This is a genomic window from Streptomyces sp. NPDC030183 (genome assembly GCF_055573455.1).
Genome location: NZ_JBVIBK010000002.1, coordinates 130,758 through 146,939, shown reverse-complemented (window position 1 = coordinate 146,939; position 16,182 = coordinate 130,758). Strand labels below are relative to the sequence as shown.

At 72.4% G+C, this 16,182-nt stretch carries 11 protein-coding genes and 1 pseudogene; 8 read left to right on the top strand and 4 right to left on the bottom strand.

The features are described 5' to 3' along the window. Window positions 1-534 precede the first annotated feature (534 nt). A pseudogene (locus tag ACZ4Z2_RS03535) lies at window positions 535-753 on the top strand (transposase); the annotation flags it as partial. Between the two features lie 254 nt (window positions 754-1,007). On the opposite strand, the gene ACZ4Z2_RS03530 reads toward ACZ4Z2_RS03535, so the two are convergent. Next, window positions 1,008-2,282, bottom strand: coding sequence for an ArgE/DapE family deacylase (locus ACZ4Z2_RS03530; protein WP_468071911.1), 1,275 nt, complete (start codon window positions 2,280-2,282; stop codon window positions 1,008-1,010). Between the two features lie 170 nt (window positions 2,283-2,452). Between ACZ4Z2_RS03530 and ACZ4Z2_RS03525 the strand changes: the two genes are divergently transcribed. Next, entirely contained in the window at window positions 2,453-2,890 is a 438-nt protein-coding gene (locus ACZ4Z2_RS03525) for an Lrp/AsnC family transcriptional regulator (RefSeq protein ID WP_030049525.1), read from the top strand. 260 nt (window positions 2,891-3,150) lie between these two features. On the opposite strand, the gene ACZ4Z2_RS03520 is transcribed toward ACZ4Z2_RS03525, so the two are convergent. Next, complete coding sequence (locus tag ACZ4Z2_RS03520) at window positions 3,151-3,426, bottom strand: hypothetical protein (protein WP_468071909.1); 276 nt, start codon at window positions 3,424-3,426, stop codon at window positions 3,151-3,153. 690 nt (window positions 3,427-4,116) lie between these two features. Here ACZ4Z2_RS03520 and ACZ4Z2_RS03515 point away from each other — a divergent pair. Together ACZ4Z2_RS03515 and ACZ4Z2_RS03510 are read left to right on the top strand one after the other, a co-directional pair. Beyond that, on the top strand, window positions 4,117-6,135 hold the full coding sequence (locus tag ACZ4Z2_RS03515; RefSeq protein ID WP_468071907.1) for a glycosyl hydrolase: 2,019 nt from the start codon (window positions 4,117-4,119) through the stop codon (window positions 6,133-6,135). Window positions 6,136-6,254: 119 nt separating this feature from the next. Further along, window positions 6,255-6,554, top strand: coding sequence for a zinc-ribbon domain-containing protein (locus ACZ4Z2_RS03510; RefSeq protein ID WP_468071906.1), 300 nt, complete (start codon window positions 6,255-6,257; stop codon window positions 6,552-6,554). Window positions 6,555-6,686: 132 nt separating this feature from the next. Here ACZ4Z2_RS03510 and ACZ4Z2_RS03505 read toward each other — a convergent pair whose 3' ends face one another. Beyond that, the gene (locus ACZ4Z2_RS03505) at window positions 6,687-7,928 is read right to left on the bottom strand and encodes an MFS transporter (RefSeq protein WP_468071904.1); all 1,242 of its coding nucleotides are present in this window, start codon (window positions 7,926-7,928) and stop codon (window positions 6,687-6,689) included. 95 nt (window positions 7,929-8,023) lie between these two features. Between ACZ4Z2_RS03505 and ACZ4Z2_RS03500 the strand changes: the two genes are divergently transcribed. The 4 genes from ACZ4Z2_RS03500 to ACZ4Z2_RS03485 all read left to right on the top strand — a co-directional run bounded on the left by ACZ4Z2_RS03500 (window position 8,024) and on the right by ACZ4Z2_RS03485 (window position 12,526). Then, complete coding sequence (locus ACZ4Z2_RS03500) at window positions 8,024-9,037, top strand: helix-turn-helix domain-containing protein (protein WP_468071902.1); 1,014 nt, start codon at window positions 8,024-8,026, stop codon at window positions 9,035-9,037. A gap of 54 nt (window positions 9,038-9,091) precedes the next feature. Next, window positions 9,092-9,598, top strand: a complete 507-nt coding sequence (locus ACZ4Z2_RS03495; RefSeq protein ID WP_468071901.1) for a glutathione peroxidase — start codon at window positions 9,092-9,094, stop codon at window positions 9,596-9,598. A 120-nt stretch (window positions 9,599-9,718) separates the two neighbouring features. After that, window positions 9,719-10,600, top strand: a complete 882-nt coding sequence (locus ACZ4Z2_RS03490; protein WP_468071899.1) for a MerR family transcriptional regulator — start codon at window positions 9,719-9,721, stop codon at window positions 10,598-10,600. 243 nt (window positions 10,601-10,843) lie between these two features. Beyond that, a complete protein-coding gene (locus tag ACZ4Z2_RS03485; protein WP_468071897.1) occupies window positions 10,844-12,526 on the top strand; it encodes a hypothetical protein in 1,683 nt (560 codons plus the stop codon). A 206-nt stretch (window positions 12,527-12,732) separates the two neighbouring features. Here the strand turns inward: ACZ4Z2_RS03485 and ACZ4Z2_RS03480 are convergent, their stop codons facing one another. Further along, window positions 12,733-15,957, bottom strand: a complete 3,225-nt coding sequence (locus ACZ4Z2_RS03480) for a D-alanyl-D-alanine carboxypeptidase (protein WP_468071895.1) — start codon at window positions 15,955-15,957, stop codon at window positions 12,733-12,735. Between the last annotated feature and the right edge of the window lie 225 nt (window positions 15,958-16,182).

Sequence of the window (16,182 nt, the reverse complement as noted above, 5' to 3'; positions counted from 1 at the left end):
ACAGCCGTCGTACAGGTCACCGGAGCGGTGACCGCACGAGGGCTCGGTGGACATGGCAGCCGCTCAGCCGCGTACCGCGCAGCCCGCGAGGCCCGGGAGCAAGGCGCCCGGTCTGATGCGGGGCCCGGTCCGGGGGTGCGCCGGCCGGTCGAGAGGCTGTGGGAGGAGCGCTCGCCGCCCGTGAGGGGGTTCCCGTCACCCGGTCGAGGCCGAACGCGGGCGCGGAACAGGCTGATTCGGCTACGCCCCACCGGCACGGGCGGGCGCCGGTCTCACCGCGGTGAACGGCGCCGCTGTCGTCGTACGCGAACCAGGCCCGGGCCTCGGCAGAGCTGCTCGCCCACGGGCCGCAACACTTGCGGACCGGAGCGGCCGAGGACCGACGGGGCCAGGGCCTCGGGCTGACGATCGGGCCGGTCCAGGCACAAGCCATCCAGGCGCGCCCGGAACAGATCTTTCTCTACCGACGATGCTCCGGCCTGTCCCGAGTACGACAGCCCACGTTGTCGCGCGGCCTGGTGCTCGCCGGGCAGGGTCTCCTTCTGTGACCCGGCCGGTCCCCGGCAACGCGGCTCGAACGAGAACACCAACGGCCTGCTGCGGCAGTACTTCCGCAAGGGAACCGACCTGTCCCTGCACACCCGTGACCACCTCGACGCCGGCGCCGCCGAACTCGACAGCCGCCCAGGCGAAACGCTCGGCTGGGAAACCCCGGCCGAGCGCCTCGCCAAGCTCCTGGCCACAGCCAGTTGATCGCCTGCGTTGCAACGACCCCTGGAATCCGCCGACCGCCGAGGGGCGACGGCTTCGTGAGCGGATCCGGTACGAGGCAGGTGAGCGGTTCGGCCGTGGTCGGAGGACTGCGGTGATCGCTCTCGGGCCGGTGGTGGCCGAGGACTGCCATGCTGTCGGAACCGCCGCCGGCCATCCCTTCGACCGCCTCCGGCTCGCCGCGACAGTCACTTCCACCGGGTCGCAGGCAGCCGGTAGGGGGTGAGGCTGGGCTACTACTTGGTGCCGACCGTGCGCAGCGTGGCGAGCACCAGCGCCCGGGTGACGGTGACGATGTCGCTCAGACGAACCTGTTCCTGAGGACCGTGTGCGAGGCGTACGTCGCCGGGGCCGTACTGCAGCGTGGGGATGCCCGCCCCGGAGTACAGTCGCAGATCGCTGCCGTAGGGGGCGCCTCGCTCAGAGGGTCGTGGGCCGCCGGTGACGTCGGCGTGCGCGTCGGCGACCTGGGCCGCGAGCGGGTGCCCGGTCGGCAGCCGTCCGCTGGCGAACTGCCCACCGGGCCAGGTCACCGTGGCGGGGTGGGAGCGCAGCCAGGGGTCGGCCTCGCAGGCTTCGGCCACGCACGTCTCCAGTTCGGTGCGAGCCCGGGCCGGATCCTCGCCCAGCCGGACGCCCAGTCTCCCCTCGGCCACCAGGAGGTCGGGCACGCTGCTGGCCCAGTCGCCGGCATGGACGGTACCCACGGACAGCGGGTAGGGGATGGGGTATGCGGACATGAGCGGGTCGACGCCGACGTTGCGGCGGGCTTCCAGACGGGCGAGCGCGCGGTGGATGGGCAGATAGGCGTCGATGGCGCTCACCCCCACGTATCTGGTGCTGCCGTGGGTGGCCCGGCCGGGTACTTGGATGCGAAAGGTCAGGGCGCCTGCGTTCGCGGTCATGACCGCGCCGCCGGTCGGTTCGGTGATGATGCAGGCGTCGCCGGTGTGACCGCGTTGGAGGGTGCCGAACGCCCCGAGGCCGCCGTCCTCTTCACTGACCACGAAATGCGCGGACACCTGGCCGCGCAGCCTTGCGCCCGCCTCCCGTATCGCGGCCAGGGCGGCCAGTATCGCCACCACCCCCGCCTTCATGTCGCACGCTCCTCGTGCGTGCACCACGTCCCCGGTAACCCGAGGGCGGAACGGGTCACCCTCCCAACGCGCCAGGTCTCCGGAAGGGACGACGTCGACGTGCCCCTGGAGGATCAGGGTCGGCCCGTCGCCCTGGGGCACCGTGCCGCCCACCAGGCCCCACGCCTCCGTGCGCGGGGCCTCGCTGCCGGGAAAGCGGGGATGGTCACGTAGCTCGGGCAGGTTCATGGACCACAGGTCGACATCAAGGTCCATCCGCTCCAGATGCCGGGCAAGGACATGCTGGACCTCGGACTCCGCGGCGCTCCCGGTCACGCTCGGAACGACGAGAAGTTCCAGCAGCAACCGGGCGATGGCCGCCTCGTCCACCGCGGCCAGGGCCGAGGCTTCCACATCGCTCAGGCTTGCTGTCATCTCCACACCGCTCCCAGCACGTGACACAAGGACAAGCCGGAGACTATGGTCGACGGACAGCGCAAACAATCGCTATTTACTGCTGTTCAGTGTCGCTTTCTTGCAATCTCGGTGGGTCCGTGACCATTTCTTGCGCTGGGTCGGCAGGTTCTGACGTCTGGAGTGAGGTCATGGACGCCATCGACCAAGCGATCATCCGGTACGTGCTGCACGACGCGCGGGCCACATACGCCCAGATCGGCAAGGCGTCCGGGCTGTCCGCGCCCGCCGCCAAGCGGCGTCTCGACCGCCTCGTGGCCACCGGAGCGATTCGCGGTTTCACCGCTCTCGTCGATCCTCAGGCGTTGGCCTGGCATACCGAGGCTTTCGTCGAGGTCTACTGCACCGGCAATCCCACCCCCGCCGAACTGCGCCAAGCCCTGGAGGCCATCCCCGAGGTCGTCGAAGCCTGTACCGTCTCGGGCGCCGCCGACGCGGTCGTCCACATGCTCGCCAGAGACATCCCCCACCTGGAACAGGCAATCCAACGCGTGCGCGCCACCGCTCCTGTGGAACGGACCGAGAGCGCCATCGTGCTCTCCCGGCTGTTGAACCGGCCTCGCGTGTGATCGACACCGTGGGACCACCGCGAGTGCCGAGGCCGGCGTCCGTCGGCCGCGGCCGGCGCAGCAGACCGGTGGTCGCCTCGCTGGCCACTGACTTCCTCGGGTTGTTGTCGGCTGCCGGGTGAGGGTCGGTCCGGTGCCGAGCCAGGCAGCCGTCGATGGACCGTTCCTCCGTGGAACGCGTGGTGATCGGCATCGAGGGGAAATCCGCGATGCCGATCTCGACGGGTGTGTGGTTCTCGTGGTGGACCGGCGCCTCGTGGTCAGCCCGCCGTCTGCTGGATCGGTTGCGGGGTTGCCGTCCGGCGGCGCCGGGCGGCGAGGCCGAGTGCGGCGGCGACGGCGCCGGCCAGGGCGACTACGCCCAGCGCGTTCGCCAGGGTGCCGGTGGCGGAGGCGAGCGCGAGGACCACGAGCGGGCAGATGAACTGGCCGAGGAAGAAGAAGCCCGTCCACAGGCCGGTGCCGCGGCCGCGGTCGGCGTAATGGAGCTTGGACGTGGCGAGGGTGGCCGCGCCCCTGCGGACCGACGCCGTCACCGCTGCCCGCTGAACGGCCCCTCCCCGGGCAGTCGGGTGAGTGAGGCCGCTGATCAGGCAGAACAGCGCTATGCGGCACAGCCGCGCACCCGGCAAGGATCCAGTCCCCGGGGCCGCCAGGCACCACCGAAGGGCGCGCTGGACGAGTGTTCGGACGTGGTGAAGGCGACGGCGGGGGCCAGGCGCGGCAGGAGGGGGAGGCGGTCGCGTCCTGCGGCGTGGTCGTTGGCGCTGGAAGTTCGCCGTGGAGCCGCGCAAGGCCACGAACTTGACCAAGGCAAGCCAGGCTCTTTCTTTCTTGCTCAACTACTAGTCAAATAGCGTCACTTGAAGCACACGCGTGTCGTGCGTCGCGGATGTCCCTGACCAGGACCCCATCCAGCCGCAGCCGACCGCGTCACGGGAAGGACCCCCCACAAGTGACCCACAGTCCCCCGATGCTCGGGCTTCGCGGTGGCTCACGGTCCGGATCGGTGGCCCGCTGAGCAGGCCGAGTAGCCGCCCGCCCGACGACGCCTGCCGCCCCGCCCGACGACGCCTGGCGCCCCCGCCGGGGGCGCCCACGACACTCCCCGGGGCGGTGCACCCCGGCCCCTGCGCACCTCTCCCTGGCAAGAGATCGCCACATCAGCGATACGCCGGATCAGCGAGACGCCACATCCACGAGACCCACGTCGAACGGAGACCCACATGCCCAGCTCTCCCCTGAACCGTCGCACGTTCATCCTCCTCGGTGCCACGGTCGCCGCGGCAGCCGGCGCCCGGACCTCGATGGCCGCCGCGGCGGCCTCCACCACGCCGCACGCCGGCGCGCAGCCGACGCCGGTCCGGATCGTCGACGACAAGGCGACCCCCGCCACCCGCGCACTGTTCTCGTACCTGAAGCGGCAGCAGGGCAAAGGCATCCTGTTCGGTCACCAGCACGACCTCACCTACGGCTTCACCTTCACCACCCCGGACGGCAGGGCGTCCGACACCAGGGCGGCGGTGGGCGACTACCCCGCCGTCTTCGGCTGGGACACCCTCATCCTCGACGGCGACGAACGCCCCGGCGTCGAGGGCGGAACCGAAGCCGAGAACATCGCCGCGCTCAGCCGGTGCATCCGGCAGGGGGACGCACGCGGCGGGATCAACACCCTCAGTGCTCACATGCCGAACTTCGTCACCGGCGAAAACTTCTACGACACCAAGGGCCGAGTGGTCAGCCAGATCCTTCCCGGCGGCGCGAAGCACGCGGACTTCAACGCCTTCCTCGACCGCGTCGCGAAGGCGGTCAAGCACGCACGGCGGCCGGACGGCACCGCGATCCCGGTCGTCTTCCGCCCCTTCCACGAGAACAACGGGTCCTGGTTCTGGTGGGGCGCGGGCCACACCACCCCGGCCGAGTTCATCGAGCTGTTCCGCTACACCGTCGAGTACCTGCGCGACACCAGGGGCGTCCACAACCTGCTCTACGCGTACTCGCCCAACTCCAGTTTCGGAGGCGACCCGGCCGGCTACCTGAAGACCTACCCCGGCGACCGTTTCGTCGACGTCCTCGGCTACGACTCGTACGACGAGAACGCCGGACCGACGCCCTGGCTGGACGGTGTGGTGAAGGACCTGGCGATGGTGGTCCGGCTGGCCAACGAGCGAGGCAAGGCTCCGGCCTTCACCGAGTTCGGGGAGGGCGGCACCGAGGTCCGCGACCCGGGGTGGTTCACCCGGCTGTCGCGGGCCGTCGAGGCGGACCCGCTGGCCCGCCAGGTGACGTACATGCTCACCTGGGCCAACTTCGGAGGCACCAAGCGCGCTTATGTGCCGTACCCGGGCCACGCCCTGCTGCCGGACTTCGTCAAGTTCGAGCAGGACCCCCACACCCTGTTCGCCGCCGATCTCCGGGGGGTGTACTCCGCTCGCACCACCGCTGTCAGGAACGCCCCGTTCCTGCACCTCGTGACCCCTACGGACCGGCAGCGCGTAGCGGCCTCCAAGACCACCGTCCGGGTCCGTGTCACTCCCGCGAGGGCAAGCCGGGTCACCTACTCGGTGAACGGCGGACGCGCCAGACGACTGTCCCTCGACGCCGACGGCTTCTATTCGGGCGACTGGTCGATCGACCCGGCCCTGCGGAAGGACCGCTCGGTGACCCTCACCGTGCGCGCGCGGGTGGACGGCAGGACGCTCACCGACTCGGCCGTGGTCCTCCTCGGCGCCGTCGCACCCCTGCCCGCCGGCTGGGTCGACGACTTCGAGGGGTACGCCGGGGACGACACCGCCCTGAGCCAGGCGTACACCCACGTCAACTCCCACACCCTCTCCCTGTCGGCCGACCACAAGTCCTCGGGCTCGTACGGGCTGGCCTACGCGTACGACTTCACCGGCGCCGAGTACACCGGCACGGGCAAACCGGTCGACGCCGACTGGTCCGCCTTCACATCGCTCGCGCTGTGGCTGCGGGGCGACGGTTCGGCGAACGGCGGAGCGCTCCAGATCGTCGCCGGCGGTGTCGATTTCTGGTACCAGGTTCCGCTGTCCGACACGACTGGGCAGGAGGTCAGGGTGCCCTTCAGCGAGTTCACGCCAGCTCCCTGGGACACCGCGAACGCCGGAGCCGTGCTCGACGGGGCGCGCCTTGCCAAGGTGACGGCGTTCCATCTGTACCTCGTCCATGGGGACGGTGCGGCGACGAAGGGCATCGTGTACGTGGACGACATCAGGGCCGAATGACCACCGGCCCGCGTGGAACTGCGAGGGGAGGGGGGTGACGACCGTCTCCCGGCTCCGGTCTGGGCGGCAGGGCACACTGGGAGGCAGAGTGCCGGTAGGCACCACCGGGAAGGAACGAGATGCTGATCATCTTTGGCACCAAGGGTTACCTGTACCAGCTCGCGATACTCACGCTCGTGTGCGGGCGGTGCGGGAATCCCTCGGCGCACACGCTGCGGAAGCGGGTCACGAAGTTCACGTTGTTCTTCGTTCCGCTGTTCCCGGTGTCCACCAAGTACCAGACGCAGTGCACCTTCTGCGGGGCCGAGCAGAAGGTCACCGCGGAGCAGGCCGAGCAGCTCCAGGCTCAGGGCTCCGGCGCGGGCGGCCAGAATGGTCAGTACCAGGGGCAGGGCCAGCAGCAGCCGTATCAGTCCTGACCGTCGTCACGCCGCCCGGCCGCAGCCTCCGGCCGGTGACCAGGCGACGTGACGGCCGCGGTCTGTGCGCGGCGGCCGTCCCACCACCCGGCCGCGCCACGCACCCCCGTGTTCATGGACCGCGAGGCGCGTTCAGCGCCGGAACCTTCCCGTCCGGGAGATCCCGCCCCTCGTGCCGACCGAGGAGGGGCGGACCGTTCCCGCTCGGTCCGGCAGGGGCGGGCGGGGGCGGTCGACCGCCAGGGCCAGCGTCACCGCCACCGAGGCCGCGGCCATGGCCGCCGTCGCCGTTCCCGGCGAGGTCAGCTGGGCGACTCCGCCCGCCAGGGCCGCGCTCACCCCCTGGAAGGTGAGCATGCCGGCCGAGTGCAGGCCGAGGGCGTGGCCGGTGAGGTCCGGCGGGGTGAGCGCGAGCAGCTGCCGTTGCTGGACGAGGCTCGCGCCGAAGCCGACGGAGGCGAGCGTCGCGCAGGCCGCGGCGAGCGCGGTCGGCGGGTGCAGGGCGAAGACGAGGTACGGGGCGGCCAGGAGCAGCAGGAGAGGTGTGGCCAGGCGGTCGCGGACCCGGGGCGGGAGGAGTCTGCCGACGGTCACGTCACCCGTGAACATGCCGAGCGCCGCGCACGCGAACAGCAGGCCGGCGCGGTCGGGGGCGTACGCCACGAACAGGGACTCGCACCCGACGACCAGGCCGTTGGGGATCCACAGGCCCAGAAAGAGGCGCCGGCGCGGGACGGACGCCCACAGGCGCGCGTTGGTCCGCCAGGTCTCGGCGACGGACGGGCGGCCGGAGGCGCGCGGGGCGCGCCGGGTCAGTCCCGCGAGCGTGCAGAGGGCGGCGGTCGCGTAGAGGGCCGCCGACACCAGCAGCGTGACCCGCGGGGACAGCAGTGCCACCAGGGCGCCGCCGGTGGCGTAGCCGGTGATCTGGGTGAGGCCGTGCAGCATGTTGAACACCGAGCGGCCCAGCAGATAGCCGTCCTTCGGCAGGATCTCGGTCAGCAGACCCCAGCGCACTCCCCCGCCGAGGGAGGCGATCATCCCCTGGGCGGCGATCACCGCGAACACCGACCACAGCGGCAGACCGGGCAGTGCCAGCAGGGCCGTGCTCACCGCGAACGACACGGTGAGGCCTGCCAGCGCCGCCCTCGGCGGCAGCCGGTCGGCGGCGGACAGCAGCGTCGTCGCGCCGATCACCTGGGCGAGGGACGGGCCGAACATGCTGAGCGCCGACAGCAGCGGGGAACCGGTGGACTCGTAGACGGACGTCCCGAGGGCCAGGCCGCCGATCGTGGACCCGGCGACCTGGAGGGACGAGGACAGGAAGAGAGGGGTGAACTCCCTGGTGCGGAACAGGGCTTGGTAGCTGCGCATGGGCAGGACGATCGGTCGGGCGCCCCGGCCGTCGCTAATGTTTCGCGCACACGCGAAAGCCCGGACGGCTTCCGCCGCGTCCCGGAGGTGACCCAGTGGGCTGGTGGCAGGTCAACGCCGACACGCTCGCCGGCAGCCGGTTCGTGGTGTCGCCGCTCGCCGAGACGTTCGCGAGCCTGAAGCGGCTGCACGCGGGGACCGGCACCCACCCGGGGGAGCGGGCCTGGCTGGCGTCGCATCTGCCCGGCTACCGCGCCGAGCTGGCCCGCGACCCGCTGACCGCGCTGCTGGTCCGGGCGGGCCTCGGCGAGGAGTGGATCGCCGACTTCCTCACGCCCGCCCCGCGCGAGGGCGAGACCTTCGCGGAGGAGGTCGCCCGGGTCCGGGCGGTGGACCCCGCCGCCGCCCGCGCCCACCTCGTGCTGTCCCTGCGCGGCCCGCTCCCGGCCGCCCTCGACCGCGACGACCTGCCGGACCGGGCGGCCGACCTGCTGACGTACGTGTGGGAGGAGACCGTACGGCCCTCCTGGGAGCGGCGGCGGCGCGTGCTGGAGGCCGATGTCCTCGCCCGGACCGCGCAGCTGGGGCAGAGCGGCTGGGCGGCGGTGCTGGACGCGCTGAGGCCGGGGATGCGGTGGCTCGGCGAGAACCGGCTCCAGGTCAACCTGCACGAGTATCCGCCGCGCGAGATCTCCGGTGCCCGGCTGGTGTTCGTGCCGGTCACCCCGCAGCGGGTCGGCTGGGTGGCGTGGGAGGAGGGCGAGCGGTACGCCGTGGTGTACCCCTGCTCGGGCGTCCTCGCCACCGGTCCGACGTCCGCGCCCGCCGCCCTCGGCCCGCTCCTCGGGACCGCCCGCGCCCGCCTCCTCGCCCTCCTCGACTCCCCCATGAGCACGACCCAGCTGTGCGCGGTCACCGGCGGCTCCCTCGGTTCCGTGGGCCGCCACCTGAAGGTCCTCCTGGACGCGGGCCTGATCCACCGCGGCCGAGCGGGCCGCTCGGTCCTGTACACCCGCACACCGGCCGGCGAGGTCCTGGTACGGGCCCCGGAACACGGGAGTCCGACGGGGGCGGAGGGTGACGTGCCCCAGCCGGGCCGGGGGCGGTGATGGGTCGCTTCCGGGGTGGCGGGGCGAAAAGGTTTCCGGAGATAGCATCCGTTTATGACTACTGACACCCCCCGCACCTCTCCCCTCGACGTCGAGATCGGTGCCCTCACGGGCGGCTCCGCGGACCTCTCGCAGTACGCCGGGCAGGCCGTGCTCGTCGTGAACGTGGCCTCCAAGTGCGGTCTCACCCCCCAGTACACGGGTCTCGAAGCCCTCCAGGCCCGCTACGCGGAGAAGGGCTTCACCGTGCTCGGTGTGCCCTGCAACCAGTTCCTGGGGCAGGAGCCGGGCTCGGCCGAGGAGATCGCGGAGTTCTGCTCGGCGACGTACGGCGTGACCTTCCCGATGACCGAGAAGGTCGAGGTCAACGGCGAGGGCCGGCACGCCCTGTACGAGCGGCTGGTCGGGCACGAGGACGCCGAGGGCCACAGCGGAGACATCCGCTGGAACTTCGAGAAGTTCCTCATCGGCCGTGACGGCTCGGTCGTCGCCCGCTTCTCCCCGCAGACCGAGCCGGAGTCCCCGGAGCTGGTGGCCGCCGTGGAGAAGGCCATCGGCTGAAGGCGGACGTGAGGCCGTTCGCCACCGGTCAGCGGCCAACGGCCGGCGGTCAGCGGTCACCTGTTTGACCTTTCCCCTGGGGCAAGGGCCACCGTCCCTTCCGCCGGGCGCGGACGCCCGGTGACGGAGGATGACCCAGTGGCCACGGACGACCTGCTCACCATCGGCGCCTTCGCCGCGCGCGCACGGCTGTCGGCGAAGGCGCTGCGGCTGTACGACCGGCTGGGGCTGCTCACCCCGGCGTACGTCGACGACCGGACCGGCTACCGGTACTACCGGGCCGACCAGGTCGAGCGCGCCCGTCTCGTCGCCCTGCTGCGGCAGCTCGACATGCCTCTCGCCCGTGTCGCGGAGATCGTGGCGGCCGTCGGCACGGACGGCACGGAGGCCGCCGACCGGCTCGCCGCGTACTGGGCAGGGGCGGAGGAACGGTTCGCGTCCCAGCGGGCCCTGGTCGCCCACCTCCGTGGACGGCTGACGGGAAGGGACCCGGACATGTACGACGCCTTTGTCATCGAGACGGCCGACACGGCCGCGCAGGTGGTGCTGACCCAGTCGCGGCACACCCTGGTCGATGAGCTTCCGGCGTGGATCGGGGCGTCGCTGGGGCGGCTGGAGGAGGGCGCGGCGGCCTGCGGCGGCACGACGGGGGCGCCGTTCGTCGTGTACCACTCCGAGGTGTCCCTGGAGAGCGACGGCCCCGCCGAGGCGTGTGTGCCGGTGGCCGACCCGGACGCGGCCCGCCGCTGGGCGGCGGAGCACGGGCGGGCCTGGGCGACCGCGGTCCGCGAGGAGCCGGCCCGACGCCTCGTGTACACCCGGATCACCAAGGCCCAGGTGGCCCACCCGCAGATCGCGGCGGCCTTCGAGGCGGTCGAGCGCTGGATCGCCGCGCGCGGCCTGGAGGTCGCCGGCCCCTGCCGTGAGGTGTACTTCGCGGACTGGGACGCGGCGGGGCCGGAGGACCCGGTGTGCGACGTGGCGTTCCCGGTCGCATCCTGACCCATGTAGTACCGGTACGGCTGTGGGGGTTTTCCCTACGGCCGCACCGGAGGGAACAGGTCCTGTCGGCCAACTGTCAGCGGATGGTTAGCGTCTACCCCAACACATGACGAACACCCGCCCGCACGAGTCGAACGGAACGGACGAGCCGCAGTGGCCTTTGCCGAACTGACCCCACGACGTCCGGTCTCGCGCGCCGACAAACCGTCGCCGACGCGTGAGCCGTGGCGGGAACGCCACCGAGTGCCCCTGACGGCCGCTCTGTGCGCCCTGCCGCTGTACTTCGTGTGGTGGGCGGTCTTCGCGACCGGCGGCGGTGATCTGGCGGCCCAGGTGGCGTGGGCGGAGTTCGCCAAGATGTACCCGGACTCCGCGGTCAACCTGTTCTGGTACGGAGGGCTGCACGCGGCGAACTACAGCGTCCTCTCGCCGTATCTGATGGCGGCCTGCGGGGTGGTTCCCGTGACGCTGGCGTCGGGGCTCACGGCCTCCTGGCTCGTCGGCGGGGTCGTCGCCCGGACGGGTGTGCGGGCGCCGATCCCGGTCGCCCTCGCGGCGACCTTCTCGCTGTGGTGCCAGGTCGTGTCGGGCCGCTCCACGTTCATGCTGGGCACGGCCTTCGCGATGGGGGCGCTGCTGGCGGTGGTGGGCGGGCGCGGCGGGCGGCGGCTGGCGGTCGCGGCGGTGTGCGCGACGCTGTCCACGATGGGGAGCCCCGTCTCCGGGCTCTTCCTCCTCGTGGTCGGCGCCGCGTATCTGCTGTGCCGCGAGTGGGGCCGGGCGGCGGCGCTGATCGTGCCGCCTGTGACAGTCGTCGCCGTGACCACGCTGCTGTTCCCCTTCGAGGGCGAGCAGCCCATGGCGTTCAGCCGGATATGGCCTCCGGTGGTGATCTGCGCGGTGGTCGTGGTGACCGCGCCGAGCGCCTGGCGGGTGCTCCGGCTCGGCTCCGCGGTCTACGCCCTCGGCGTGGTCCTCTGCTATCTGATCCCCACCCCCATCGGTACGAACGTCGAACGGCTCCTGGAGCTGGCGGGCCCGGCGACGGCCCTCGCCATCGCCCTGTACCGCGGCGAGGCCCGCGAGGACGGCGCCCGGCTGCCGCTGTCCTGGTTCACGCCCCGGCGGCGGCTGGTGACCGGGGTGGTGGCCCTCGTCCTGTCCTTGACGTGGCTGACGGGCAAGACGACCGCCGACATCGTCACCAACACCAAGGTGCCCGAGTGGGCCGTCAAGACCGACGGCGTGGTGAACGAGCTGAAGCGGCTCGGCGCGTGGAAGACCCGCGTCGAGGTGGTCCCGGCCCGCGACCACCGCGAGGCCGCGATCCTCGCCCCGTACATCAACATGGCGCGCGGCTGGAACCGGCAGGCCGACGTGGAGCGGGGCCGCCTCTTCTACGAGGGCCACGGCGGCACGGAGGTGCCCGAGGGCGCGTTCACCCCCGAGGCGTACAAGGCGTGGCTGTCGCAGTGGGCGGTCGGTTTCGTCGTCCTCGTCAACGGCGAGCCGGACGGGCCCGCCGAGCTGGAACACGCCCTGGTGACCAGCGAGCCCGACTATCTGGAGCGCGTCTGGGAGGACGCGAACTGGAAGATCTACCGGGTGAGGAACGCGACGCCGCTGGTCGACCGGCCGGCCACCGTCGTCAGCGCCGACGGGGCCAACCTCGTCGTCCACATGCCGCGGGCCGGCGCGGTCACCGTCCGCATCGCCTACTCCCCCTGGCTCTGGGCGGACAACGGCTGCCTCACCGCCGACCGCGGATCCGACGGCGACCTCACCGAGTTCACCCGCCTCACGGTCGACGAGCCGGGCGACGTACGCATCAGCTCCCAGTACGGCGGCCCGTCCCGGACCACGGCCCTGGAGTGCGAGAAGAAGGAAGCGGACGAGAAGGCGGAGCAGGGGGACGGGGGGCAGTAGCGGCGCGGCGGTCGCGGCGCGGGTCGCTTGCGGGCCGCGTGCGGGCCGCGTGCGGGCCGCGGCGAACGTGAGCGCCCCTTCCGGCCGTGGGCGGAAGGGGCGCTTCGGTGACCGGCTGCCGGTCGGGGCAGGCGGATCGACTCACACGTTTCGACTCACGCGTGTCGACTCACGCGTGACGACTCACGCGTGTCGACTCGAGCGGGTCAGCTCACGCGGGTGAGCTTGGGGACGAAGCCGGGTTCCGTGAGGTCCTTCTGGAGGGCCACCGGGACCTCGACGCCGTCGCCGGTGCCGTCGCCGATGGTCAGCGAGCCGACCTCGGTGCCGGCCTTCGCCGTGTGCGGGAGGCTCTCGGCGGCGTCCAGCCGCAGCTTGACGGTCTTGCCCGCCCAGCCGACCGCCGAGACGTTCTTCGTGACCACGACCGGGGTCCGGCCGCCGAGCCGGTCGTCGACGTAGCCGACGACGTCGCCCTTCTTCAGGATCGTGTCGGAGGTCAGGGCGTCCTGGGCCGCGAGCATGGCCGTCTTGCTGACCGCGTTGACCGTGTCGATGATCGGCGGGGTGTGCTGGCCGAGGATCGCGCCGACGACGATCGCCGTCTCACCGCCGATGTCCTTCGTGGCGGCGAAGAGCAGGTTGCCGCCGGCGGCCGAGGTGGAGCCGGTCTTGATGCCGATGGCGTTGTTGTAGGGGACGAGGCGGTTGTAGTTGTCCCAGCGCTGGCCCGACGGGTCGTGCCAGAACGGCAGCTTGGTGATGTCGGTGAGGGCCTTCATCTTCACCAGCTCGTTGCCGAGCTTGACCTGGTCCTCGGCGGTGGAGACGGTCGTCTCCTTCAGCCCGGACGGGTCGGTGTACGTGGTGTTCTTCATCCCGAGGTCCTTGGCGGCGGCGTTCATCTTCTTGACGAACTCCGCCTCGGAGCCGTTGCTGTCCCAGCGGGCGAGCAGCCGGGCGATGTTGTTCGCGGACGGAATCATGATGGCCGCGATGGCGTCGTACTGGGAGAGCTTGTCGCCCTCCTTGACGGTGTTGAGCGTGGACTCGCCGTCCTTGTCGTAGCCGCCCTCGGTCTCCGCCTTCGCGTCGACCGGGATCGTCGCGCCCTTCCCGCCCGGCTTCATCGGGTGTTCCTTGAGGATGACGTACGCGGTCATCGCCTTGGCGACGGAGCCGATGGCGACGGGCTTCTGCTCGCCGAAGCTGTCCATGGTGCCGATGCCGTTGACGTCCATCCAGCCCTGGCCCTGCTCGGGCCACGGCAGGGAGACCTTGCCGCCCTCGAAGGCGTACGACTCCTTCGCGGTCAGTGCCAGCGTCGGGGTGGGGAGGGGGCGGAAGGTCTGTACGACCGCAAAGACGATCACCAGCAGGATGACCAGCGGGGTCCAGATCTTGACCCGGCGGACGGCCGTCCTGAGGGGGGTCTGCGGGGGCGGCGGCGTGTTCGTCAGCTCCGCCAGCAGGTCCAGCGGGGGCTTCGGCGGCAGCGGCTGCTGCGTCGTCCGCTCCGGGCCCACCTGAGGAATCGTCCGGGTGGCCTCGGCGGGCGGGGCGGAGGGCTGCGCCGGCTTGGGCGGGGCGGTGTCGTCCAGCGGCTTGAGCGCGACGAACTTACTGGTCCGCTCGCTGGGGGCACCGTCCTGCACGGGGGCGCCCTTGGCGTCCTCGGGGGCGTCGTCGGTGTCCTCGTCGGTGGTGTCGTCGGTGGCGTCGCCGCCGGGGTCCTTGGCGGGTGTCGCACCCAGCTTGAGCATGGTGGTGGGCTGGTCCACGGCCGGGGGCCGGGGTGCGCGGAAGATGGCGGTGGCCTGGTCCACGGGCCGCTCCGCCCCGTCTGCGCCGTCGCCCCGAGCCTCGGCGCCCGCGCGGCCTTCGCCGTCTCCGTCGGACGACCCCTGCGGGTCCTCCGCGTCGTCGGCGGCCGAGGCCCCGTCGTGGCCGCCCGAGTCCCCGGCACGGGAGCGGGTCTTGGCGAACAGGACCCCGGAACCGCCCTTGGGCGCCGGTGCCGCCGAGTCGTCGCCGGACGCCGGGGTGCCGGAGGCGCCGTCGGTCGCGGGGGTGCCGTCGGTCGCGGGGGTGCCGTCGGTCGCGGGGGTGCCGGACGCGTCCTTCGAGCCTCGGGTGCCGGACGCGTCCTCGGCCGCCGGACTGCCGGAGCCGCGGGTGCCGGACGCGGCGGCGTCGGCGTCGGCGTCGGACGGCGTGGTGCCGGAGCCGATCCTGAGCATGGTGGTGTGTGAGTCGGTCCTGAGCGTGGTGGTGCGGGAGTCCGTCCGCCCGTCGTCGGCGGAGTCCTCGTCGCCGGTCCGGGCACCGCCGTCGCCCGCGTCCACGTCTCCGGTCTCGGGCACGCGGTCGTGCGGAGCCTCGGAGTCGGCGGCCTTGGACCCCACGACAGCGTCGTCGGCGGCCTTGGGCTCTGCGGCGGCGTCGTCGGCGGCCTTGGGCTCTGCGGCGGCGTCGTCGGCGGCCTTGGGCTCTGCGGCGGCGTCGTCGGCGTCGCGCGGTGAGTTCAGGTCAGCCTCGGCGTCGGCGGCCTCGGGGGCTGTCTCCTGCCGATCCGCAGAGCCTCGCTCGGCTTCCGCCGCGTCGGCCTCGCCGCTCGTCTCCTCCGACTCCCTGGCTCCGGGCAGCCGCGCGGCACGGGTCGGCGCGGCGGCACCCGACGAACGCCGGTCGACGTCACCGGCCCCGGCCTGGTCCCCGCCCGCCGACTCCTCGCCGGCCCCGGCCACGACTGCGTCGCCCGGCTTCACGCCTGCCTCGGCCCCAGCCACGTCGTCCGGCTCGGCCCCGGCCGCGTCGTCCGGCTTCGCGTCCGCCCTGGCCCCGGCTTCCGGCTTCGCGTCCGCCTCGGCTTCCCCGTCATCGTCGGCGGCGTCCGCCTCGGTCCGCTCGTCGTCGCCCGGCCCCTGCGTCCGCGAGCCGGCGGAACCCGGCGCGGCGCCGTCCGAGCCGGCACCGGTCGACCCGGCGCCGTCCGAGTCAGCGTCGTCCGAACCCGCGCCACCGGACGCCCCGTCGGCGGCCGTCCGGGTCCCTGACGCGCTCCGCGACCCCGCGCCCCCGGCGGCCGAGCCGGCCTCCGCCGTGTCGGCGTTCCCCGAGCCGGCCTTCGCCGTGCCGGACCCGGCCTCCACGGGCTCCCCGGCCCTCTCGGCCCCCTCCGCCTCCCCGGCGGCTTCCCTCTTCGCGTCCTGTGCCGTCTCTCGCAGGGCACGGCGGGAGAAGACCGCTGTCGCCTGGTCCGGCTTCGGGGCGGGGGCCGGCGGGGTCTGCCGGGTGAGGGAGAGGCGTGGGTCCTGGGAGGGTGTGGAGGAGCCGGAGCCCGGGTTCTCCGGGATCGGCGGCTCGCTCCCCGACGCCGACGCCGTCGACGACTCGTACCGCTCCGACCTGTCGGGGGACGTGCCCGCCACCGATGCCTCCTCCCGCGCGCCGCCCGCCCTCGGGACACGCGCCCTACCGATCTGTGAAACCCGCCGCCCGGACACTAGCCATCACACGCACCACCGCGCCGCGCCGCTGTCCGAACCATGTACCAGTGTCCTGTGTGCGGGCTTAACCCCTGCGGTAGACGAGAACGACATACCTATCGGTTCCACTACATTCCGGTCACGCACCCTCGACAGACCAATGTGAGA